Below are 22,860 nucleotides of genomic sequence, written 5' to 3' on the forward strand. Positions count from 1 at the left end.
CACGACCTCATTCCCGGACACCCTACATGAGGACACGCTGCCGATAATCAAGCGGTGATCCGCATGGGCTCGCGAGCCCATGCGGATCACCTGCCTTTTCGACTATCTAGCCCCGACGTCCACGACGCGGCAAACCCGGCTCGGCGCCGCGCGAACCATGGCCACCGCCGCGGCGCGCGCCGCCGGCGTTGCTGAAGCCAAAGGTGGTCTGCAGCGGATCCGGCTGGCGTGGACGGCTGCTGTTGCCACCGCTGCCCGGACGACCCGATGCGCCGCCGCCGAAGCCGCCGGCATTGCCACCGCGGCCCTTGCCGCCAGCACCGCCAGCGCCACGGCCGGCAGGCGCCTGGCCCTGGCCGCCACGCGGCGGCACGCCGACGCGCGCCACCGGCGGACCGAACGGATCGACGTTGCGATTGGCGTCGGCACGGTCGATGCGGTTGCCGTCGGAACGGCGCGGATCGGCCTGCTGCCCGCCTTTGCCCTTGCCTTTATGATCGCCGCCGGCAGCGCCCTTCTTCTCGATCCCGAACGCGGCCATGAAGCTGCGCACGTCGTTTTCTTCCAGCTCTTCCCAACGGCCGCGCTTCAGGCCCGACGGCAGCGTCATCGCGCCGTAGCGGGTACGGATCAGGCGCGAGACGGTCAAGCCGACCGCCTCGAACATGCGGCGCACTTCGCGGTTGCGGCCTTCGCCGATCACCACGCGGTACCACTTGTTGATGCCCTCGCCGCCGCCGTCGGCAATTTTCGTGAAGTTGGCCAGGCCGTCCTCGAGTTCGACGCCGGCCAGCAGCTTCTGGCGCATGCCTTCTTCGAGTTCGCCCAGCGTGCGCACGGCGTATTCGCGGTCGATGTTGTAGCGCGGGTGCATCAGGCGGTTCGCCAGGTCACCCGAGGTCGTGAACAGCAGCAGGCCTTCGGTATTGAAGTCGAGGCGGCCGACGGCCAGCCACTTGCCGGTCTTCATGGTTGGCAGGCGGTCGAACACCGATGGACGGCCTTCCGGATCGTCGTGGCTGACGATTTCGCCGGCCGGCTTGTGGTACACCAGCACGCGCGGCGGCTTGCTGCTGTTGACGCGGCGCTGGATCAGTTTGCCGTTGATGCGCACGGCGTCGGTCGGCAGGATGCGCTGGCCGATGTGGGCCGGCTCGCCGTTCACCGACACGCGGCCGGCAACGATCAGGTCTTCCATGTCGCGGCGCGAACCGAGGCCGGCTTCGGCCAGCACCTTGTGCAGCTTGGGCGCGTCGTCGTCGGAAGTCAGGTCGCGGCGCACGGCCTTCGACTGCTGGCCACGGCCGCCGTCGTTGGCGTCGAATGCATCCGAGGTGACGAACGAGAACACGGCGTCGGCGTCGCTTGGTTTACCGCCCGGCTTGCCTTTGCCACCCTGCTTGCCGCCCTGGTTGCGGCCGCCCTGCTGGCCGGATGCCTGGGCATTCGGCTGGCCGTTCGGCTGGCCATTGCGTGGCGTACCCTTGTTGTTCTTGCCCTTGCCCTTGGCCTGGCGCGGCTCGCGGCGCACTTCGGCATTGGCGGCGCCCTGCTCGGCTGCGGCTGGCGCAGGATTGGCTGCCTGCGCGGCCGCCTGTGCTTCCGGCGCGGCCGCTGGAACGGCGGCCGGCTGGCGCGCTTCGCGCACGGCGCGCTGTTCGCGCATCTGGCGCGGACCGCGCGGCTTGCGCTGGCCGTCGGCCTTGGCTTCACCCTGGCGCGGCGCATCGGCGGCAGCCATGTTGTCGGTCGTTGGCGCCGGTGCCGGCGTCGCGACCGGCTGCGGCCAGGTTTCCATCGCCTGGACCGGCGCTTCGGCCGGCTTGGCCTTTGGTGCGCGTGGCTTGCGTACGGAAACGCGCGCCGGAGCAATGTCGGCAACAGGCGCGGCGGCTACAGCAGGCGCAGTAGCAGGGGCTGCGGCGGCGGCCTCGGCGGCGATGGCCGCCTTGGTGCGGCGCTTCGGCTTCGCGGCCGGTGCGGCATCGGCTGCAGCGCCAGCAGCAACGTCAGCAGCAGGAGCGGCAGGCGCAGCGGCGGCAGCCTTGGTGCGGCGTTTCGGTTTGGCCGCCTCGTCCTTGCCCGGTTCGCCAGGCATGGTATCGGTGTCAGTTGGATTCATCGTTCGTATCAATGTTGTTGACCCTGTCCACGCCGAAGGCCGGTTGCGGGTCGTGTATCGGGACTTCAACGGGTGAAGTAACTTGTTCGTCGACGTCCGCAGGCGCGTCCGTCTTGTTAAAATTCTGTTGCAGCGCCGCTTCCAGCGCTTCCAGGCTGCGCCCATCCTGGGCGTCGGCGATGCTATCTAGCGGAGGCAATTGCCCCAGCGACGCCAGGCCCAAATCGTCGAGAAATTGCTTCGTCGTACCCAGCAGGGCTGGACGCCCTACCACTTCGCGGTGGCCGACGACGTCGATCCAGCCACGGTCTTCCAGCATCTTGATCGTCTGCGAGTTCACCGCGACGCCGCGGATTTCCTCGATGTCGCCGCGCGTCACCGGCTGGCGGTAGGCGATGATCGCCAGCGTCTCGAGCGTGGCCCGCGAATACTTGGGCGGCTTTTCCGGCGTGATCCGGTCGAGATACGGCTTCATTTCCGGGCGGCTCTGGAAGCGCCAGCCCGACGCCAGGCTGACGATCTCGATGCCGCGGTCCTGCCAGTCGTGGCGCAATTCTTCGAGCAGCAACTTGATGGTGTCCGTTCCGATACCGCTACCAATCATGCGCCCGTTGGCGTCGACGTCGGCAAACAGCTTCTTCATGCCGTGCAGCGACATCGGCTCGCGCGCGCACAGCAAGGCGGTCTCGAGGACCCGCTTGGCCTCATCAGTCTTCATTCTCGACGTTATTCAGGCTTGCGCCAGGAAACTATCAAACAAATAAGCGTCCAGCGGTGGACGGCTGGCCGGAATGGGCGCAGCGCAGGCCAGTCGCCAACGCGGTTCGCAATGCTGCTCGCGCAGTGCTGCATACATAAACAGGAATCAAGGCCCGCGCTTGGACGCGGCGGGCGGAATAACGGTGGCGGGACAGGACCCGCCCATTGAGCGCGTGAAAAAAACGCCATGGCGGCGTTGCATCGTCTCGCCGTACCGGCGTACTGTCTTCGACGATGCGCCTTGCCCTGACGATTTTTTCACACGCTCAAACGGCTGCACGCGTGCAAGGCGGGCGGCCTACAGATGATTTCCGACGAAACTGATTCGACGAAACGCGGACGTTACACGCGGCCCGGAGACAGGCGCGCCGTGATGGCGATCGACATCGTTTCTTTCAACTGTGGGTCATTGTAACCGATAAAACACAAGAACGGCCACTTGCGCAAGGGCTGCGCGGCCGCTTTGGCCTCAAGCCGACAGTTTTTCCGCCAAAACGGCAGACACGCCAAGGAAAGCCGGATATTCGGCGGTGATCACGTAGGTAGGCACCTGGGCCAGGTAGGAAGCGAACCGGCCCTTCTGTTCGAAGCGCTGACGGAATGGGGAATTAACAAAGCGTTCGCCCAGGCGCGGCACGATGCCGCCGCCGATGTATACGCCGCCCTGGGCGCCCAGGGTCACGGCCAGGTTGCCGGCGGCGCAGCCGAGCATGCCGCAGAAGACATCGAAGACCTGATCCGACAAGGCGCACTCCCCCGCCAGCGCGCGCCGCGAGATTTCCGGCGCGGACAGGTTTTCCGACACGTTGCCCTGCACGTGGGCCAGCGCGCGGTAGATCAGCTCGACGCCCGCACCCGACAGGAAGCGCTCGGCCGAGACATGCTCGAACTCGCGCCAGGCATATTGCAGGATCGCCACTTCGAGTTCGTTGGCCGGCGCAAAGGTGACGTGCCCGCCTTCGCTGTTGAGTGCGGTCCAGCCGGCGCCCGCCGGAATCAGGCCGGAGACGCCGAGCCCGGTACCGGCGCCCAGCAAGCCCAGCGGTGCGCCGGCACGGGCGACGCCGCCCCCGACCTGCACCTTCTCCGATTCGGGCAGATGCGGCAGCGATCGCGCCAGCGCATAGAAATCGTTGACCACCAGCAGCGTCTCCAGGCCAATCTCACGACGCACCGCCTCGATCGAGAATTGCCAGTGGTGGTTCGTCATGCGGATCTGGTCGCCGTCGACCGGATTGGCGATCGCCACCGCCGCATGGCGCACCGGGCCGGCGGCCTGCACCTCGGGCAAAGCCAGGTAGGCACGCATCGCATCGGCAAAGCTCGCATGGTCGCCGCAAGCGAGCACCTGCACCGCTTCGCATCGCCCCGGCGCCCGCTCGAGCGCAAAGCGCGCATTGGTGCCGCCGACGTCGGCCAGCAGGCGTGCGCTATCGAACGGGCTGGCGTGGGGGGCGAGGTGTGCGGGCAAGGAAGCAGTCATTGCGGAGAATCAGGCTGGGGGAGGCCCAAGCTTACTGGATTTCTTTGCGGACTGACAAGGAGATTTTGTAGTTTAGGTACAGACTCCAGCTCTTTTATATATATTGGCGGTGGCGTACCGTAGGGTGGGCTCTTGAGCCCACGCGGGACAGTGCATCCGGGCCTGGACGATACCGACAGCCCGGAAGGCGTACATCAGCGGACAAATTGCACTTGCTGATTCGCAACCGCTGCCCGCGTGGGCTCAAGATCCCACCCTACGTTACGCAATTGCCAAGGCAGAGAATAAGTAGTCCGACTACGTCACGCCAACCGGGGCGCTGCCTGTGGTTCCACCGCAGCCCCATGATGCGCATGCCAGGCATCGAGCCCGCCATGCAGCGGCCGTGTCCGGTGAAAACCATTGGCCAGGAATTGCTTCGCCACCTGCGCCGCTGTCACGTCATTCGGACAACTGCAATACACGACGATGTGGCGATCCTTGTCCAGCCCGGCCATCAACTGGCCCGGCTCGCAGGCATTGAACAGCAGCGCGCCGGGAATGGCGGATTCGAGCGCCTGCGCCGTCACGCTGCGCGCATCGATGATCAGCGGATCGTGCCCGCCATCCATCAGCGCCTGCAGTTCGGCAATCGCGATGCGCGGCACCACCAGCGTGGCGCGGTGGCGGCGCCGTTCGATGTATTTGTAGACGACGAACAGCGCCAGCAGGCTGGCCAACGCCATCAGGGCGGCGCTGCCCATGGTTTCCAGGGCCCCGAGCACGCGGTCGACGCTGTCGTGGAAAATCGCGCCGACCGCGATCCCGGTGCCGCCCCAGAGCAGCGCGCCGGTGACCGAAAAACCGAGGAAGGTGCGGGTATCGGTGCCGAGCGCGCCGGACATCGGCGCGGCAATGGTATTAAAACCGGGAACGAATTTCGAGACCAGCAGCGACTTGGGGCCGTAGCGGCGGAAGCGGTCTTCGGTCTGGTTGACGCACGAATCGGGCGACAGCGAAATGCGGCACAGCAGGCGCAACACGCGCTTGCCGTAGAAGCGCCCGGCGCGGAACCAGAAATAGTCGCACACCAGGCAGGCGAGCACCACCGCCAGCAGGCACAGCTGCCAGCTGGCGCCGCCCTCGAACGCCATCGCGCCGGCCAGCACCAGCACGGGAAAGGCGGGAATCGGCAAGCCGAACTGCTCCAGCAACACGGTGCCGAAGACAAGGAAGACGCCGTGGTTCTGGATCAGGACGGTAAGCTGTGACATCCATCCATGGTAGCGGAATTCGCCTTTATCGGCTGGCGGCGGACTGGCGGCGCCGGATTCTGTAACGTTTATGCAACGCGTGGAATGGCAGCGAGCAGCGATCGCGTATAAGAGTGCTGCGGATTGCGGTAGAGCTCGTCAGAATCCGCCATTTCGACCACGCTACCATGGTGCATCACCATCACCCGGTCGGCGATATAGCGCACCACCGACAAGTCGTGCGAAATGAAGATGTAGCTCAGTTTGTACTCGCCCTGCAGATCCTGCAGCAGGTTCAGCACCTGGGCCTGCACCGACACGTCGAGCGCCGACACCGATTCGTCGCAAACCAGGATCTCCGGCTTCATCGTCAGGCAGCGCGCAATCGCGATGCGCTGGCGCTGGCCGCCGGAAAACTCGTGCGGATAGCGGTAAAAAGCCTGGGCCGGCAAGCCGACCCGTTCCAGCAACGCATGCACCCTATTGGTGCGTTCGCGGTCGTCCAGTCCGATGCCATGGATGCGCATCGGTTCCAACAAAATCTGGCCTACCGTAAAGCGCGGATTGAGCGAGGCGTAGGGATTCTGGAAGATGATCTGGATGCGCCGTTTATAAGCCGCGTATTCGCGGTCCGACATGGCGAACAGATCGCGTCCGTCGAAGTGCGCGCTGCCGCCGGTAGCGCGGTGCAGGCGCAGCAGGGTCAGGCCGACCGTGGTTTTGCCGGAACCCGATTCGCCGACCACGCCCAGGGTTTTCCCGCGCGGCAGCGTGAACGACACGTCCTTTACGGCGTGAAAGGCGCGCTTGCCGAACAGGCCATCGCGCAAGGTAAACGTCTTGGCCAGGTTGTTCACCACCAGCACGTTCTCGTCGTCCGGCGCATAGCCGCGCGCACGCTGCGGCAGCGCGGCCAGCGCATCGCTGCGGCCCTGCAGAAAATCGTCGATCACCGGCAGCCGCACCGGGCGGCTGTCCAGGGTCGGGCGGCAATGCAGGAGCGCCCGGGTATAAGCGTCGCGCGGGGCGCCGAAGACCTGGCCGGCGCTGCCCTCCTCGCGCACTTCGCCATGGCGCATCACGATCACGCGGTCGGCAATTTCTCCCACCAGTCCGAGGTCGTGGGTGATGAACAGCACCGACATGCGGTGCTTCCTTTGCAGGGCCGCGATCAGTTCCATGATCTGCTTCTGGATCGTCACGTCGAGCGCGGTGGTCGGCTCGTCGGCGATCAGCAATGTCGGTTCGCAGGCAATCGCCATCGCGATCATCACGCGCTGCTGCTGGCCGCCCGACATCTGGCTCGGATAGGCGTCGATCTTGTTGGCCGGATCGGGAATGCCGACCTCTTCCAGCAATTCCAGCGTCCGCGCACGCGCCGCTTTCTTGTTCATGCCCATGTGCTGGCGCAGCACTTCACCGATCTGGAAGCCGACCGTGAACACGGGGTTCAGCGAGGACATCGGCTCCTGGAAAATCATCGCGATGTCCTTGCCGCACAGCCGGCGGCGCTCGGCCACGGACAGCTGCAACAGCTCGCGCCCGTCGAACAGCACGCGCGACTGTGGATCGACAATCGTCGTCTCCACCGGCAGCAGCCCCATCACGGCCAGCGAACTGACCGACTTGCCGCTGCCCGACTCCCCCACCAGCGCCACGGTGGCGTTGTGCGGCACGTCGAAGGAAATGCCCTTGATCGCTTCGACCGTGTTCTTCTTGTCGACGCGGAAGGCAATGCGCAAGTCGCGCACCTGCAGCAGCATCGTGGATTCGGTGCTCATTGCGACCTCACTTTAATTTCGGATCGAGCGCATCGCGCAGGGCATCGGTGAACAGCGAGAACGCCGTCACCAGCAAGGCCATCGCCCCGGCCGCGGCCGCCAGCTGCCACCATTTACCCAGGATCAGTTCGTTCTGCGCTTCGTTGAGCATGCTGCCCCAGGAGACAGTCCCCACCGGCACTCCGAAGCCGAGGAAGGACAAAATGACTTCGGCCTTGATGAAGCCGACCACCAGGATCGACAACTGCACCAGCGCCACGTGCGAGACGTTCGGGAAAATGTGCGAAAACATCTTGCGCCAGCTCGACGCCCCGATCGCATCGGCCGCCATCACGTATTCGCGCGCCTTGTGCTTGATGTATTCGGCGCGGATCAGGCGATAGGGGCCGGTCCAGCCGGTCAGGCCGAGGATCAGCACGATTGTCGTCACGCCCTTTTGCTGGAGCACGGCGGCCACCGTCAGGATCATCAGGATCGACGGTATGGAGGTAAAAATGCTGTAGAACCAGTTGAACAGGTCGTCGACGACGCCGCCGAAAAAGCCGGACACGGCGCCGAACAGGGTGCCGAGCGCGACCGCGACGAAGGCCGCCACCAGCCCCACCACGATCGAGGTCTCGCCGCCCTTGATGGTTTTGCTGAGCACGTCATGCCCCCATTTGTCGGCGCCGAAGGGCAGCGTCAACGCTTTCGGGCGCGGCGGATGCGTGGCTTGTACCTCAGCCTTCAACTGCCCGAGTTCCTCCGCCAGCGGATCGAAGGCATTCGGTGGCGTGGGCGCCTGCGGCCGCGCCAGTGCAGCCGTGGCGGCGTCAGGCCCGACAAACCCCGGCGGCGCGTAATTCACCGCCACCTCGTCTTCCCAGTCGCTCGCGACCAGCCCGGCGCTCGACAGCACCAGCATCAGCAGGAAAGCGCCGACCACCGCCAGCGCCGCCATCGCGACGCGATCGGCGCGCAGGCGGCGCCAGGCGAGTGTCCACAGGCCGGGCGATACGGCGTGTTCCATCACGGCCGCCCTCATTTGAGTTGTACGCGCGGATCGACCGCGCCATACAGCAAGTCGGCCAGCAGGTTGAACACCATGGTCGCGGCCGCGACATACACGGTGATCGCTTTAATCACCGGAAAATCGCTGCGCTCCACCGCCAGGATCACTTCGCGCCCGATGCCGGGAATCCCGAAAAAGCGTTCCAGCAAGAACGCGCCGATCAGCAGCGCCGGCAGGTTCGCCATCACGTGGGTAATGATCGGGATCGCGGCATTCCTCAGCACGTGCACCCAGACGATGCGACGCTCGCTCAAGCCCTTGGCGCGCGCGGTGCGCACATAATCCTGGTGCACTTCGTCGAGCACGAAACTGCGGTACAGGCGCAGGGTCGGCGCGATCGAGACGGCCAGCCCGATGATGATCGGCAGCAGCGCATAGCGCAGCAGGTTTTCGCCAAGGCTGTTGCCCCAACCCTGCACCGGGAACAGGCCCAGCTTGTAGGCGAAGAAGTACTGGAACACGATGATGTAGACCAGGATCGAAATCGACATGCCGACCGTGCAAGCCACCATCACGGCGCGGTCGGTGAGCGAGCCGCGCACGAAGGCAATGCCGAGGGCCAGCGCGATGCCGAACAAGGTTTCGAGGATGGTCAGGGGCACCAGCACCGTCAGCGAGGGCCCGAGCCGGCTGGCGATGATGTGCGACACCGGCTCGCCCGTGCTCCAGGCATTGCCGAAATCAAAGGTCAGGATCTGCTGCACGAAGATCCACAGCTGCATGTGATACGGCTGGTCGATGCCGAGCTGGGCGCGGATGTTGGCGATCGCCGCCTCGTCCGCCATCTTGCCGGCCAGCAGATAGGACGGGTCGCCGCCCACCCAGTTGAACAGCACGAAGACGAGGACGATAACGCCCGCCATGGTCGGCAGCATCTGCCAGAGTCGGCGCAATATGTAAGCCAGCATACTTTTACCAAACGCGCCCTGCGCACCCGGCCGTATCCAAAAGGCGTAACCATACCCTACATCGGAAGCCTCCGGCGACTTCGATCTGCTGCACCGCAGCAACGTCCAACCATGCCGGATACCGCTGAGCTGTCAATCGCCACACGTTTCGAATATCAAAGTGTTGTTTCCATGTCATGCATATTCATGCCGCCTTGACGTTGCTTTGACCACATGTTTTTATAAATACATCGGAATGAACCGACTACATTTCGACTCAAGAAAAACGATATCGCATATGCATGGCGCATTCATGGAAAGTTTTAACTACGCTTTCCCGAAAAGTAACATGCATATATTCTATAAAAATTCCCCTTTGGCTATTTTGGAGTAACGATGCATAAAAGAACGATGATGTCGCAAGCCGTTTCCATGGCCCTGGCCAGCGCCTTCGCCCTGCCCGCCTTTGCCCAGGTCAGCGGGACGGCGGACGCGCCGATGGCCCGGGTCGAAGTCACCGGTTCGAGCATCAAGCGCGCCAGCGCCGAAACCGCCTCGCCGGTGCAGGTCGTCACCCGCGAAGACCTCGTCAAGTCGGGCAAGAGCACCGTCTCCGAGTACCTGCAAACCCTGACCGCCGACGGCGCCGGCTCCTTGCCGACCGGCTTCGGCAACGGCTTCGCCGCAGGCTCGACCGCCATCTCGCTGCGCGGCCTCGGCGCGACCTCGACCCTGGTGCTGCTCAACGGCCGCCGCATGGCGCCGTTCGCGCGCGCCGACGATGGCCAGAAGAGCTTTACCGACCTCTCGACCGTGCCGATGGAAGCGGTCGAGCGCATCGAGATCCTCAAGGACGGCGCCTCCTCGACCTATGGCGCCGACGCCATCGCCGGCGTCGTCAACATCATCCTGCGCCGTGACTTCACCGGCCTGGTGCTCAAGGGCGAAGTCGGCCAGTCGCGCTACCACGACGGCGAAATGGCCAAGGGATCGATCACCTGGGGCCTGGGCACGCTCGACCAGGAAGGCTACAACGTCCTGCTCAACATTGAGTCGTATTCGAACCGCGAACTGATGAACGAGGACCGCTCCGAGCGCGACTGGATCGGCGCCGGCGACATCCGCCGCTGGGGCTATCCGCAAAACACCCAGTTCGCCTCCGGTTTCATCACCCCGGGCGCTTCCAGCCCGACCCCGACCGGCGCGCTGCGTAATCCCCTGACCGGCAACTACGTCTCGCTGCCGGGCTGCGCGGCACTGTCGACCACCACCGCGCAAGACCCGGCAGGCGGCTGCCTCTGGTACGCCGACCAGTTCCGCTCGATGCAGCCCGAGATCAGCGGCATCAACATTTATACCCGCTTCGGCAAGCGCCTCGGCGGCGGCCACGAACTGTATGCCGAAGCCGGCTACTCGCGCCGCGACACCGAGTTCACGCTGATCCCGCCATCGGTGTCGCCGACGGTCGCCTTCCCGCCGAACGCCGCGTTCCCGACCGGCGTCATCAACTACGGCTCGGGCGCCAACGCCATCGTGCTGGCCGCCAACCACCCGCAAAATCCCTACGGCGTACCGGTCAACCTGCGCTATTCGGCCTTCGACGTCGGCCCCTCGACCCGTTCGGCCGACAATGCCTTCATGCGCGCCGTGGTCGGCGTCAAGGGGCAAATGTACGGCTGGGATTACGACACCGCCTACGTGCATTCGCGCTCCACGCTCGACCTCGACTACAGCAACATGCTGGTCATGCCGGCCCTGGCCGCCGCGCTCGGCAACCCGGCCAGCCCGCTGTTCCCGTATTACATCGGCAACCAGGCCGGCCGCAATCCGGCGTCGCTGTACGCGGCGATCGCGCGCAGCGCCACTTCGCACTCGACCACGCGCCTGGACATCCTCGACTTCAAGGCCTCGCGCGAATTGATGCAGCTGCCGGGCGGCGCCCTGGGCGTGGCCTTCGGCGCCGAATACCGCCGCGAAAAGCTCGATAACCCGTCGTTGTCGGGCACCGAGAACGGTTCGATCAACGCCTCTTACGTGGCGGCGCAGGGCGACCAGGACATCAAGGCGGTCTTCGTCGAAGTCGCCGCACCGGTGCTGAAGGGTGTCGAAGTCAATGGCGCACTGCGCTATGACCGCTACGAAAACTTCTCGTCGACCACGCCGAAGGTTGGCGTGAAATGGACCCCGGTCCAGAGCTTCGCCCTGCGCGGCACCTATTCGGAAGGCTTCCGCGCGCCGGGACCGGCCGAATCGGGTCCGGCCAGCCAGAGCACCGGCACCGCCAACGCGCGCGACCCGATCCGCTGCCCGGGCGGCACCCCGGCCGCCGGCGGCGCCACCCTGGCCGATTGCGCGGTCGCGGTCGGCGCGGTGAAAGTCGGCAATCCGGCCCTGCAGCCGGAAACCTCGAAAGGCGTGACCCTGGGCGTGGTCTGGGATCCGCTGCCGGGCACCAGCATCGCGCTCGACGGCTGGCGCATCAAGCGCAGCAACGAGATCAACCCGATGCCGTACAACGAGGCGGCGGCGCTGCCGGACGCGATCCGCGCCGACAACAACCTGGTCGTGAATGGCGTCGTGCTGCCGAACACGGGCAGCCTGCTGCTGTCGAAAGCGCCCTACCGCAACTCGAGCTTCACCGAGGTCAAGGGTGTCGACCTGGACCTGCGCCAGCGCATCCGCCTGGGCGACTACGGCCGCGCCACGTTCGGCCTGACCTGGACCCACATCTCGTCGTGGGAGCGGGCCGAGTCCGCCGCCGTGCGCTACCAGTACGCCGGCACCCACGGCAACTGCGACACCTCGAACTGCGCGGGTACGCCGAAGAACAAGATCAGCGCCGTCGCCTCGTGGGATCGCGAGGCCCTGAGCCTGGCCGCCACGGCCAACTGGCGCAGCGAGATGAAGAACGTCGCCTTTGACGGCGACCTGTGCGCCTCGCGCTTCGCCAACGGCGCCGATGCCCCGAACGGCTGCCGCCTGGGCTCGTTCGCCACGCTCGACCTGTCGGCGCGCTACAACGTCAACACCCACCTGCAACTGTTCGCATCGATCAACAACGTGCTCGACAAGGTGGCCCCGCTCGACCCGCTGACCTACGGCGGCCTCAGCTACAACCCGATGGACGCCAGCGGCGCCATCGGCCGCTACTTCAAGGTGGGGGCACGCTACCAGTACTAAGCAATCAGCAGTAACCCGAACCCGGCCCCGGCCGGGTTTTTTGTAGGGTGGGCTCTCGAGCCCACGTGGTACGCCTCAAACACTACGGTATGCAACGGTACGACCGCGTGGGCACAAGTGCCCACCCTACTGTCATCACTGTATTGTTGGCCGCTGCGTAATGTAGGGTGGGCTCTCCAAGCCCACGCGGTACGGCATATGCCGATCGAAACGTCAAACGAAGCCGGAGCACGCGCAACCCGCCGGTTTTACTCCTCGCGCAGCCGGCGCTGGCGCACCGCCGCCGCCAGCCCCTCCAGCACGCCAACGCTGGTTTCCCAATCAATACACCCATCGGTCACCGACTGCCCGTACGCCAGTTCCTTGCCCGGCACCAGGTCCTGGCGCCCGGCCAGCAGGTGCGATTCGACCATCACGCCGACGATGCGCTCGTCGCCGCCGGCGATCTGGCGCGCGATGTCGGCGCACACCGGCACCTGGTTTTCCGGCTTTTTCGAACTGTTGGCGTGCGAGGCGTCGATCATCAGGCGCGAGGCCAGGCCGAGGCCGGCAACCTGTTTGCAGGCCTCGTCGACGCTGGCGGCATCGTAGTTCGGTGCCTTGCCGCCGCGCAGGATGACGTGGCAATCCTCGTTGCCGGCGGTCGAGACGATGGCCGAGTGGCCGCCCTTGGTCACCGACAGGAAGTGGTGCGGCTGCGAAGCGGCCTTGATCGCTTCCACCGCGATCTTGATATTGCCGTCGGTGCCGTTCTTGAAGCCGACCGGACAGGACAGGCCGGAAGCGAGCTCGCGGTGCACCTGCGATTCGGTGGTCCGCGCCCCGATTGCGCCCCAGCTGATCAGGTCGGCGATGTATTGCGGGCTGATTACGTCGAGGAATTCGGTGCCGGCCGGCAGCCCCATCTCGTTGACGTCGCGCAGCAGCTCGCGCGCCATGCGCAGGCCGTCGTTGATGCGGAAGCTGTTGTCCATGTAGGGATCGTTGATCATCCCCTTCCAGCCAACGGTGGTGCGCGGCTTTTCGAAATACACCCGCATCACGATCTCCAGTTCGCCGGCAAAGCGGCGCCGCTGCTCGACGAGGCGCCGCGCGTATTCCATCGCCGCCTTGGGGTCGTGGATCGAGCACGGCCCGATCACCACCATCAGGCGGTCGTCCTGGCCATGCAGGATGCGGTGCAGCGCCACGCGCGCGCTGGACGCGGTTTCCTCGGCCGCCGGCGTCACCGGAAACTCGCGGATCAGGTGCGAGGGTGGCGTCAGTTCCTTCATTTCGCGGATGCGTAAATCGTCGGTGCGAGGCATGCGGTACTCCGTATCTATGGTCTGCAAATGAAAAAACCGCCATCGCTGGCGGTTTCGTGTGTTCGGTCTGGTCGCTTGTCGCGTGAACCTGCCGCTACTCCACCGCCTGAAGGCTGGAATGGCTAAACCAAAAATAAAAGGTAAAGAAGGCAGCGTGGCGCATGGAGCAATCCGAAAAGGTTGAAATGACTATAACCCCTGGCTGTGAATATTGGCAAGGAATTTGTCGCAGTGCGTCATTTGCGGCTTGCACCAGGAATTGTGGACAAGCGGTTGCGTGAAACCGACAGCTTTTTGAACACTCCGATCACCATTGAGAGATATCAGACAAGTTGTTGCCTTCAATGCAAAAGTCACGTCAAGCCCCCGTCCGGCCAGCATGTTTCCTTGCATTGGATCAGTTTCTTTAGAGCTGATGCTTGAGGCGAAGCCAAGCGCGGCCACGCGACCGGGATCTCCATCTCTCTGGGAGTTCGGAAATGAACGAAACCTTGTTATCCCGATCAGTGCGGCGCCTGTTCGCTGGTGGCGGCGCGATCGGCCTGGTTCTGCTGGCGCCGCCGCCGGCAGCAGCCCAGGACGCGGCCGAGCGGCCGGTCGCGCGCGTCGTCGTCACCGGCAGTAACATCCGCCGTGCCGAGGCCGAAACCGCTTCGTCGGTACTGACCGTCAACCGCGCCGACATCGAGCGCTCCGGCAAGAGCACCGTCTCCGAACTGCTGCAGACGCTGGCGGTGGACAACCAGGGTTCGGTGCCGACCAGCTTCGGCAACGGCTTCGCGGCCGGCGCCTCGGGCATCTCGCTGCGCGGCCTCGGCACTGCCTCGACCCTGGTGCTGCTCAACGGCCGGCGCATGGCCCCTTACGGCCTGGCCGACGACGGCCAGAAAGTGTTTTCCGACCTCAACGTGATCCCGACTGACGCCGTCGAACGCGTCGAGATCCTGAAGGACGGCGCCTCGGCCATCTATGGCTCGGACGCGATCGCCGGCGTGGTCAACATCATCCTGCGGCGCGACTTCAAGGGCACCACCGTGCGCGGCCTGCTCGGCATCAGCAAGGAATGGGATGGCGAAGAGCAGAATTTCGCCATCACCCACGGCGTCGGCGACCTCGATACCGACGGCTACAACGCGCTGTTCAATTTCGAGTTCAAGCGCAGCAACGACATCTGGCTGCGCGACCGCGCCGACCGCCGCTACATCGGCCGCATCGACCTGCGCAACTGGGGTTACTCGGCGCAGGAGGCGCTGGGCGGCACCGGGGCGATTACCGGCAACAATGCCGCCGGCAGCGCCATCAACGGCAACGTGCGCAACCCGGTCACCAACGACTATTTCAACCGCGGCAGCCTCGACCCGGCGAGCGGCTTCACCCAGACCTTTCCCGGCGCGGCCTGCGGCAACTTCACCAGCCACCCGCAGGGCGACCCCGGCGGCGGCTGCCTGATCGACTCGACCCTGGTCTACAACCAGATGCAGCCCGAGCAGGAGAACTACAGCCTGTTCGGACGCGGCACCTGGAAGCTGCCGGCGGAGCTGGAAGCCTACACCGAGTGGAACCTGTATTCGAGCAAGACTGCGTCGTCGACCACGCCGAATACCGTCAGCGCCAACGTCGGCTTTCCGGGCGGACCGGTCAGCAACGCCGGCGTCCAGCTCGGCGCGACCCATCCCGACAACCCCTATTTCGGTACGCCGGCGCGCCTGCGCTACCTGGCCGGCGACGTCGGCCCGCGCCAGTCGAACATCGATTCCTTCTTCATCCGCGCCCTGGCCGGCGTGCGCGGCACCGTGGCGGGCTGGGAATTCGATACCTCGCTGCTGTTCTCGCGCAGCAACGTGACCAACGAACGCTACGGCTACCTGCAGCGCGACGTCACCTTCGCCATGCTCGACCCGTCGGCGCCCAACATCGCGGCGGCGCTGGCCACCAGTCCCGCCTATGCGGCGCTGCCGCCCGGCGCTGTCTGGCGCATCGGCGAGAATGCCGGCCTCAACGACCCAGGGGTGTACGCGGCGATCGCACCGAAGATCGGCAGCGATGCCCATACCAAGATCGTCCAGGGCGACGTCAAGGCCACCCGCGAATTCGGCAAACTGGCCGGCGGCGCCATCGGCGTCGCGGTCGGCGCCGAATGGCGGCGCGAGGAAACCGAACTGAATCCCACCACCGGCACCGAGCGCGGCAACGTGATCGGGCTCGGCTATTCGGCCTACAGCGGCGCGCGCAACGTGTTCGCGCTGTATGGCGAAGCACTGGCGCCGGTGTTGCCCGGTCTCGAGATCACCGGCGCCATGCGCTGGGACCATTTCACCGACGTGGGCGATTCCTACACCCCCAAGGTCGGCGTCAAGTGGCAGCCCTCGCGCCAGCTGGCACTGCGCGGCACCTTCGCCAAGGGCTTCCGCGCTCCCAGCGCGGCCGAGAACGGCGTCGGCGGGCTGGCGGCCTTCGCCACCGCCGAGGACCCGCTGCGCTGCGCCCTGGGCGTGGAAATCGCCTGCGACCCCGGCCCGATCGCGGTCATCACCTCGCCCAACCCGGGGCTGTCGCCGGAACGCTCGAAGAGCTACAACTTCGGCATCATCTGGGACCCGCTGCCGCGCACCAGCATCTCGATCGACTTCTGGCAGATCAAGCGCAAGAACGAGATCAACCAGGAACTGACCGACGTGGCCATCGCCAACGGCCAGGTCGCGCGCGACCCGAGCACGGCGCAAGTGGGTATCCCCGGCGACCCCGGTGCGATCACGGCGGTGCTGGCGAACTACGTCAACTCGGCCTCGACCAAGGTGCGCGGCATCGACGTCGATGCGCGCACCACGCTGCGCCTGCCCGAGGGCTACGGCAACCTGCTGCTCGACGGTAAATGGACCTACCTCGACAAGTGGCTGCGCACCGAGCGCGATGGCAGCGAACGCGACTTCGCCGGCACCCACGGCAATTGCGACGTCACCAACTGCATCGGCACCCCGGACCACCGCGTCAACCTGCGCGCGGCCTGGGACCGCGGCGACTGGCGTGTGTCGCTCAACGCCAACTACCGCGGACCGATCGACAATGTGCTGTTCAAGGGCGACCCGGATGGCTGCGCCAGCCACTTCGCCAACGGGCAGGATGCGCCGAGCGGTTGCGAACTGGCCTCGTTCACGACCTTCGACCTGGTGGCGCGCTGGAAGCCACGCCCCGGCTGGGAAGTGTTCGGCACGATCGAGAACCTGTTCGACAAGGTGGCCCCGCTCGATCCACTGACCTACGGCGCCCAGGCCTACAACCCGCTCGACTATGCGGGCGCGGTCGGACGCACCTTCAGCCTGGGGGCGCGCTACACCTTCTGACGCAGGGAACGGCCACGTCCGGTGCCGCATGGCCGGACGTGGCTTGCGGCATTCCTGCACCGGGCACGCTGTGGTGCGGGAGTCACAACCGTTTTGCGCTGCCTAAAGCCCGCGTCGGCGGCCGCGTGCGAAGGCTGGCTTATTTGATTGATATCACCTGACGCGCGCAATGCGATGCAAGACTCGGTTCGACTACCCCACCGCCCCCCCGCTTGTCCTTGCTTGCGGTCAATGTATTGTGCCCAGCACGTTGACCTGGCAGGACACAAGGCACATAACCCGATTCCAGGAGCCGAAATGAATGAAACCATCTTGTCCTGTACTGGTCAACCAAGCTTGCGCCGGCTGTTCGGCGGCGTTGCCGCCGGCCTGGGCCTGCTGGCCTGCCAGCCCGCCGCAGCCCAGGACACCCCTGCGCAGGAGACGGGCGGCCAGCCGATCCAGCGCGTCGAAGTGACGGGCTCCTCGATCAAGCGCATCGCGGCGGAAGCCTCGCTGCCGATCACCACCATCCGCGCCGCCGACTTCGCGAAGCAGGGCCTGACCACGGCCCAGGATGTCCTCAACACCATCCCGATGAACCAGACCCAGACGGTCAGTTCGTCGGCGGTCGGCTCCGGCACCGGCGGGCGCTCGAGCGCCGACCTGCGCGGCCTGGGCGGCGACAAGACGCTGGTGCTGCTCAACGGCCGACGCCTGGCGAACCACCCGTATTTCGCCGACACGGTCGACCTGAACATCATCCCGATCGCCGCCCTCGAACGGGTAGAGGTGCTGCGCGACGGCGCCTCGGCCATCTACGGCACCGACGCCATCGGCGGCGTCATCAACTTCATCACCCGCCGTTCGGTGAAGGGCAGCGCCCTCACCGTCGAAGGCTACGAGCCGCTGCGGCGCGGCGGCGGCAGCGAGCAGCGCATCAACATCTCTGGCGGCCTGGGCGACCTCGGCAGCGACGGCTACAGCATGTTCGGCGTGCTCGACTACCACCAGCAAAGCGCCCTGCGCGCGACCGACCGCAGCTTTTCGCGCACCGGCGTGCGCCCCGAGCGCGGCATGAACGAGATCAGCCGCACCACCTTTCCGGCCAACTTCTTTTCCGATCTCGGCATCGCCGGCAATCCCTATTTCGCCAGCGGCTGCGGCGCGACGGGAACGTCGCCCGACACCGCCCCGGCCACCGACGACCCGGTCTGCGAATTCGATTACACCCAGTACGTCGACAACATCCCGAAAACGCGCCAGTACAGCGCGATGGGCAAGTTCAACCGCCAGCTCACGCCCGAGCACCTGGCCAGCATCGAATTCGTGTTCGGGCGCAGCACCACAGAATCGCGCGTCGCGCCGCCCCCGCTGTCGAACATCGGCGTGACCATGACCGGCGCCAGTCCCTATTATCCGGGCGCGGGTGTCAATCCCGCCTTTCCGGGCCTGACTGGCGAAAACCTCGACATCAGCTGGCGCCCCACCGAGACCGGCGGGCGCATCAACATGGACAGCAGCACCACCGTGCGCGTGCTGGCCAGCCTCGAAGGCACGCTGGCCGGCTGGGACTACAACACCGCGATCTCGCATTCGCTCGGGCGCGCACGCAGCATCTTCGACGCCGGCTACGTCATCGACCAGCGCGTGATCGACGGCGTCGGCGCCGGCATCCTCAATCCCTTCGGGCCGCAAAGCCCGGCCGGCGCCGCCTACCTGCAGGACTCCCTGCTGCTGGGCGAATACCTGCATGCGCGCATCAACAGCAGCGCCATCGATGCGCGCGCCAGCCGCGAGCTGATGACGCTGCCGGCCGGCCCGCTCGGCTTCGCCATCGGCGCCGAATTCCGGCGCGACCGCGCCAAATACTTCGTCAACCGCGCGCTCGCCTCGCAGGCATCGAGCTCGGGCTCGGCCGACGCCCAGGACCAGTCGGGCCAGCGCAGCATCGGCGCCGTGTTCAGCGAACTCAACGTGCCGGTCATCAAGGACCTGGAACTGAACTTCGCGGCGCGCTACGACCACTACAGCGACGTCGGCGGCAGCTTCAATCCGAAAGTCTCGCTGCGCTACCAGCCGACCCGCGAACTGCTGGTGCGCGGCTCGTTCAACAAGGGCTTCCGCGCGCCGACCCTGTTCGACCTGTTCGGCCCGCAAACCACCACCAACAGTTCCGACACCTACAACGACCCGCTGCTATGTCCTGGCGGGACGCCGGTCCCCGGCGCCAACCCGAACATCGTCTGCGAACAGCAGCAGAACGTCCGCGGCGGCGGCAACCCCAACCTGGAGCCGGAGCGCTCGCGCACCTGGAGCGCCGGCATCGTGCTCGAGCCGCTGCCTTCGCTGACGGTGTCGGCCGACTGGTGGGACATCAAACTGAAAGACCAGATCTCCGCGCTAGCCGAGCAGACCATCTTCGCCAACTTCGAGCGCTACCGCGACCTGTTCGTCTACAACGCCGCCGGCAACCGCCTGGACTACGTGCTCGACATCACCAGCAACCTGGGCGAAGTGCGCACCCGCGGCCTCGACCTGTCGCTGCTGTACCGGCTGCCGCGCAATCCATTCGGCAACCTCAGCCTCAGTCTCGACGGCACCTATGTCAACAAGTACGACTACCAGAACGAACGCGGCGGCGCCTTTACCGAGAACGCCGGCCGCTACGCCGACGCCACCCCGGTCTTCCGCTGGCGCCACAACCTGCTGCTGACCCTGGTGAAAGGCGACTACACCTTCAACCTGTCGAACCGTTACATGTCGCACTACGTCGACCAGAACACCTCGGTCGCCCCCGAGTTCGCCAACAACGTCGGCCACTATTCCACCTGGGCGCTGTCCAGCACTTTTACGGGCAACAAGATGTTCGAACTGACGGCCGGCATCAAGAACCTGTTCGACGAAGAGCCGCCCTTCACCAACCAGGTCACCAACTTCCAGCTGGGCTACGATCCGCGCCACACGGACCCGCTCGGCAGGACGGTGTATGCGCGGCTGACGTACAGGTTTTAATCGAAGAGCGGTAGGGTGGGCGCCCCTGTGCCCACGCGGACGTATGCGTCATGCGAACGTCACGCGTGGGCTCGGGGCGCCCACCCTACGGTCAAGCACCACCGTTTCGGTAGATCAAAAAAAAAGCCCGGCAGCGCCGGGCATTTGTTGATCGCGGGAGGAACAAGCGTTACGCCGTACCGCCGACCGTCACGCCATCGATACGCAAGGTCGGCTGCCCCACACCCACCGGCACGCTCTGCCCTTCCTTGCCGCACACGCCCACGCCCGAATCGAGGGCCATGTCGTTGCCGATCATCGAGATGCGGTTCATGACTTCCGGACCGTTGCCGATCAGGGTCGCGCCCTTCACCGGATAGGTGATCTTGCCGTCTTCGATCATGTAGGCTTCGCTAGCCGAGAACACGAACTTGCCGTTGGTGATGTCAACCTGGCCGCCGCCGAAATTCACCGCATACAGGCCATTCTTGACCGAGGCCAGGATCTCGGCCGGATCCTTGTCGCCGGCCAGCATGTAGGTGTTCGTCATGCGCGGCATCGGCAGGTGGGCGAAGGATTCGCGCCGCGCGTTGCCGGTGATCGGCATCTTCATCAGGCGCGCGTTCATCGTGTCCTGGATATAGCCGCGCAGGATGCCGTCCTCGATCAGCGTCGTGCACTGCGTCGGATTGCCCTCGTCGTCCATGTTGAGCGAACCGCGGCGGTCCTGCAGGGTGCCGTCGTCGACCACGGTGACGCCCTTGGCGGCGACGCGCTGGCCGATCATGCCGGCGTAGGACGACGACCCCTTGCGGTTGAAATCGCCTTCAAGGCCGTGGCCGACGGCTTCGTGCAGCAGCACGCCGGGCCAGCCCGGTCCGAGCACGATCGTCATCGGACCGGCCGGGGCCGGACGCGCATCGAGGTTCACCAGCGCCGATTTCACCGCTTCGTCGGCGTAGCGTTCGAGGATTTCGTCGTCGAAATAGCCGTAGTCGAAACGTCCGCCGCCGCCCGAGGAACCGGTTTCGCGGCGGCCGTTCTGTTCGGCGATGACGGTCACCGACACGCGCACCAGCGGCCGGATGTCGGCGGCCAGCACGCCGTCGCTGCGCACCACCAGCACCACGTCGTATTCGCCGGCCAGGCCCGCCATCACCTGCACCACGCGCGGATCCTTGGCGCGCGCCATCTTTTCGACGCGCTCGAGCAGGCGCACCTTGGCGGTGGCATCGAGCGAGGCGAGCGGGTCGCGCGGCAGGTAGAGCGAGCGGCCGCCGGTGGGCGTCGTCACGCCCGCCACTTTCACGCGGCCGGCGCCGGCGCGCGCGATCGTGCGCGTCGCGGCCGCGGCGTCCAGCAGCGCCGATTCGGAAATTTCGTCGGAATAGGCAAAGGCCGTCTTCTCACCCGAGATGGCGCGCACACCCACGCCCTGGTCGATCGAGAAACTGCCGGTCTTGACGATGCCCTCTTCCAGGCTCCAGCCCTCGCTCTTGGTGAACTGGAAGTACAGGTCGGCATAGTCGACCTTGTGGGTGAACATCGTGCCCAGCGTGCGCAGCAACTTGCCTTCGTCCAGGCCAAACGGCGTCAACAGCACATCGCGCGCGACGGCCAGGGAGGAGAGGTTCGGTTCGAATGGGGTCATTTTGCGTGTGTGTCTCGTATGGATGCGGGCATTGTGCCATATCCGGCCGGATCGTACCGATGCGGACACGGGTGGTGGTTCCATATGCACGAAGCGCAGGGCGCGGCTGCGCATCGGCTGGTTGGACGCGTGGGCGGCGCCAAGCGTGCAGGAATTCATGCGTCAACGGTAGAGCCCCCACCCTGCCGGTATGCAGCAGGCCGTAGGGTGGGCGGCTACACCGGCACAAGTTGCGACCAGGCGGCGTGAACGCCGCCCACGCGTTCAACCAGCCCCCGCACCCTCGCGCAGCTACATTTTCCGGTGCTTCAACGCCGGCAAACTCTCGCGCACCGAGGCCAGGAAAGCCGGATCGAGCTCGCCCGACACCACGCCCTCCCCCTCGCGCAGCACGTCTTTCACTTCGCCCCACGGATCGACCAGCATGCTGTGCCCAAAGGTGCGCCGCCCGTTGGCGTGGGTGCCGCCCTGGGCCGAGGCCAGCACGTAGCACTGGTTTTCGATCGCGCGCGCCCGCAGCAGCACTTCCCAGTGCGCGCTGCCGGTGGTGTGGGTGAATGCCGCCGGCACCACGATCAGCGCGCATTCGCCCATGGCGCGGTACAGCTCGGGGAAGCGCAGGTCGTAGCAGACCGACAGGCCAACCCGCCCGAACGGCGCCTGGAAGCTGCCCACCGATTCGCCCGGCACGATGGTGCGCGCCTCGTCGTAGGATTCGCTGCCCTTGTTGAAGCCGAACAGGTGGATCTTGTCGTAGCGCCCGATCGACGCGCCTTGCGGGTCGTAGACCAGGGTGGTGTTGAGCACCTTGCCCGATTCGTGCGAACGCAGCGGCAGCGTGCCGCCGATCAGCCAGATGGCGTGCTCGCGCGCCAGCGCGGCCATGCAATCCTGGATCGGGCCGGCGCCTTCCGGCTCGGCCTGGCGCACTTTATCGGTGTCGCTCATGCCCATGATGGGCCAGTATTCGGGCAGGGTCACCAGGGTGGCGCCAGTGGCGGCCGCTTCGGCCACCAGGCGCCGTGCGCTGGCGAGGTTCTGGTCGACGTCGGGGGTGGACACCATCTGGACTGCGGCGACGCGGGTCATGGGC

At 65.7% G+C, this 22,860-nt stretch carries 13 protein-coding genes; 3 read left to right on the forward strand and 10 right to left on the reverse strand.

Features of this window, described 5'->3' with window-relative positions; genetic code table 11:
- Positions 1-106: 106 nt before the first annotated feature.
- From rluB to AC56LG_RS02820, 7 genes are all read right to left on the reverse strand, one after another.
- Positions 107-2,122: a 23S rRNA pseudouridine(2605) synthase RluB gene (gene rluB, locus AC56LG_RS02790; RefSeq protein WP_497164604.1), complete on the reverse strand. Its 2,016-nt coding sequence runs from the start codon at positions 2,120-2,122 to the stop codon at positions 107-109.
- A complete protein-coding gene (gene scpB / locus AC56LG_RS02795) occupies positions 2,109-2,840 on the reverse strand; it encodes an SMC-Scp complex subunit ScpB (protein WP_497164605.1) in 732 nt (243 codons plus the stop codon). The genes rluB and scpB overlap by 14 nt, the downstream gene beginning before the upstream one ends.
- A 510-nt stretch (positions 2,841-3,350) precedes the next feature.
- A complete protein-coding gene (locus tag AC56LG_RS02800; protein ID WP_497164606.1) occupies positions 3,351-4,364 on the reverse strand; it encodes a glucokinase in 1,014 nt (337 codons plus the stop codon).
- 302 nt (positions 4,365-4,666) lie between these two features.
- Complete coding sequence (locus AC56LG_RS02805) at positions 4,667-5,617, reverse strand: DedA family protein/thiosulfate sulfurtransferase GlpE (RefSeq protein WP_497164607.1); 951 nt, start codon at positions 5,615-5,617, stop codon at positions 4,667-4,669.
- 68 nt (positions 5,618-5,685) lie between these two features.
- Positions 5,686-7,377: an ABC transporter ATP-binding protein gene (locus tag AC56LG_RS02810; protein WP_497164608.1), complete on the reverse strand. Its 1,692-nt coding sequence runs from the start codon at positions 7,375-7,377 to the stop codon at positions 5,686-5,688.
- A gap of 7 nt (positions 7,378-7,384) precedes the next feature.
- On the reverse strand, positions 7,385-8,386 hold the full coding sequence (locus AC56LG_RS02815; RefSeq protein ID WP_497165011.1) for an ABC transporter permease: 1,002 nt from the start codon (positions 8,384-8,386) through the stop codon (positions 7,385-7,387).
- Positions 8,387-8,397: 11 nt separating this feature from the next.
- The gene (locus tag AC56LG_RS02820; RefSeq protein WP_497164609.1) at positions 8,398-9,336 is read right to left on the reverse strand and encodes an ABC transporter permease; all 939 of its coding nucleotides are present in this window, start codon (positions 9,334-9,336) and stop codon (positions 8,398-8,400) included.
- 375 nt (positions 9,337-9,711) lie between these two features.
- Between AC56LG_RS02820 and AC56LG_RS02825 the strand changes: the two genes are divergently transcribed.
- Positions 9,712-12,495 carry a TonB-dependent receptor gene (locus tag AC56LG_RS02825; RefSeq protein ID WP_497164610.1) on the forward strand — a complete coding sequence of 928 codons (2,784 nt, stop codon included), beginning with the start codon at positions 9,712-9,714 and terminating at the stop codon, positions 12,493-12,495.
- Positions 12,496-12,743: 248 nt separating this feature from the next.
- Here the strand turns inward: AC56LG_RS02825 and aroG are convergent, their stop codons facing one another.
- A complete protein-coding gene (aroG, locus tag AC56LG_RS02830; protein ID WP_497164611.1) occupies positions 12,744-13,802 on the reverse strand; it encodes a 3-deoxy-7-phosphoheptulonate synthase AroG in 1,059 nt (352 codons plus the stop codon).
- A gap of 479 nt (positions 13,803-14,281) precedes the next feature.
- Between aroG and AC56LG_RS02835 the strand changes: the two genes are divergently transcribed.
- Together AC56LG_RS02835 and AC56LG_RS02840 are read left to right on the forward strand one after the other, a co-directional pair.
- Positions 14,282-17,143 carry a TonB-dependent receptor gene (locus AC56LG_RS02835; RefSeq protein ID WP_497164612.1) on the forward strand — a complete coding sequence of 954 codons (2,862 nt, stop codon included), beginning with the start codon at positions 14,282-14,284 and terminating at the stop codon, positions 17,141-17,143.
- Between the two features lie 297 nt (positions 17,144-17,440).
- Positions 17,441-20,137 carry a TonB-dependent receptor gene (locus AC56LG_RS02840; protein WP_497164613.1) on the forward strand — a complete coding sequence of 899 codons (2,697 nt, stop codon included), beginning with the start codon at positions 17,441-17,443 and terminating at the stop codon, positions 20,135-20,137.
- A 169-nt stretch (positions 20,138-20,306) separates the two neighbouring features.
- Here the strand turns inward: AC56LG_RS02840 and tldD are convergent, their stop codons facing one another.
- Both tldD and AC56LG_RS02850 read right to left on the reverse strand, forming a co-directional pair.
- Positions 20,307-21,767 (reverse strand): metalloprotease TldD, encoded by a 1,461-nt coding sequence (gene tldD / locus AC56LG_RS02845; protein WP_497164614.1) that lies wholly within the window; start codon positions 21,765-21,767, stop codon positions 20,307-20,309.
- Between the two features lie 291 nt (positions 21,768-22,058).
- Complete coding sequence (locus AC56LG_RS02850) at positions 22,059-22,856, reverse strand: carbon-nitrogen hydrolase family protein (RefSeq protein WP_497164615.1); 798 nt, start codon at positions 22,854-22,856, stop codon at positions 22,059-22,061.
- Between the last annotated feature and the right edge of the window lie 4 nt (positions 22,857-22,860).

The sequence above is a fragment of the Telluria sp. ZB2R32 genome (genome assembly GCF_059685715.1).

Excerpts from the sequence above, each read along its gene's own strand:
- AC56LG_RS02815 (WP_497165011.1), bottom strand. The coding sequence starts at position 8,386 with ATGGAACACGCCGTATCGCCCGGCCTGTGGACACTCGCCTGGCGCCGC.
- AC56LG_RS02800 (WP_497164606.1), bottom strand. The coding sequence starts at position 4,364 with ATGACTGCTTCCTTGCCCGCACACCTCGCCCCCCACGCCAGCCCGTTC.
- AC56LG_RS02820 (WP_497164609.1), bottom strand. The coding sequence starts at position 9,336 with ATGCTGGCTTACATATTGCGCCGACTCTGGCAGATGCTGCCGACCATG.
- AC56LG_RS02850 (WP_497164615.1), bottom strand. The coding sequence starts at position 22,856 with ATGACCCGCGTCGCCGCAGTCCAGATGGTGTCCACCCCCGACGTCGAC.
- AC56LG_RS02835 (WP_497164612.1), top strand. The coding sequence starts at position 14,282 with ATGAACGAAACCTTGTTATCCCGATCAGTGCGGCGCCTGTTCGCTGGT.
- AC56LG_RS02825 (WP_497164610.1), top strand. The coding sequence starts at position 9,712 with ATGCATAAAAGAACGATGATGTCGCAAGCCGTTTCCATGGCCCTGGCC.
- AC56LG_RS02805 (WP_497164607.1), bottom strand. The coding sequence starts at position 5,617 with ATGTCACAGCTTACCGTCCTGATCCAGAACCACGGCGTCTTCCTTGTC.
- rluB (WP_497164604.1), bottom strand. The coding sequence starts at position 2,122 with ATGAATCCAACTGACACCGATACCATGCCTGGCGAACCGGGCAAGGAC.
- tldD (WP_497164614.1), bottom strand. The coding sequence starts at position 21,767 with ATGACCCCATTCGAACCGAACCTCTCCTCCCTGGCCGTCGCGCGCGAT.
- scpB (WP_497164605.1), bottom strand. The coding sequence starts at position 2,840 with ATGAAGACTGATGAGGCCAAGCGGGTCCTCGAGACCGCCTTGCTGTGC.
- AC56LG_RS02840 (WP_497164613.1), top strand. The coding sequence starts at position 17,441 with ATGAATGAAACCATCTTGTCCTGTACTGGTCAACCAAGCTTGCGCCGG.
- AC56LG_RS02810 (WP_497164608.1), bottom strand. The coding sequence starts at position 7,377 with ATGAGCACCGAATCCACGATGCTGCTGCAGGTGCGCGACTTGCGCATT.
- aroG (WP_497164611.1), bottom strand. The coding sequence starts at position 13,802 with ATGCCTCGCACCGACGATTTACGCATCCGCGAAATGAAGGAACTGACG.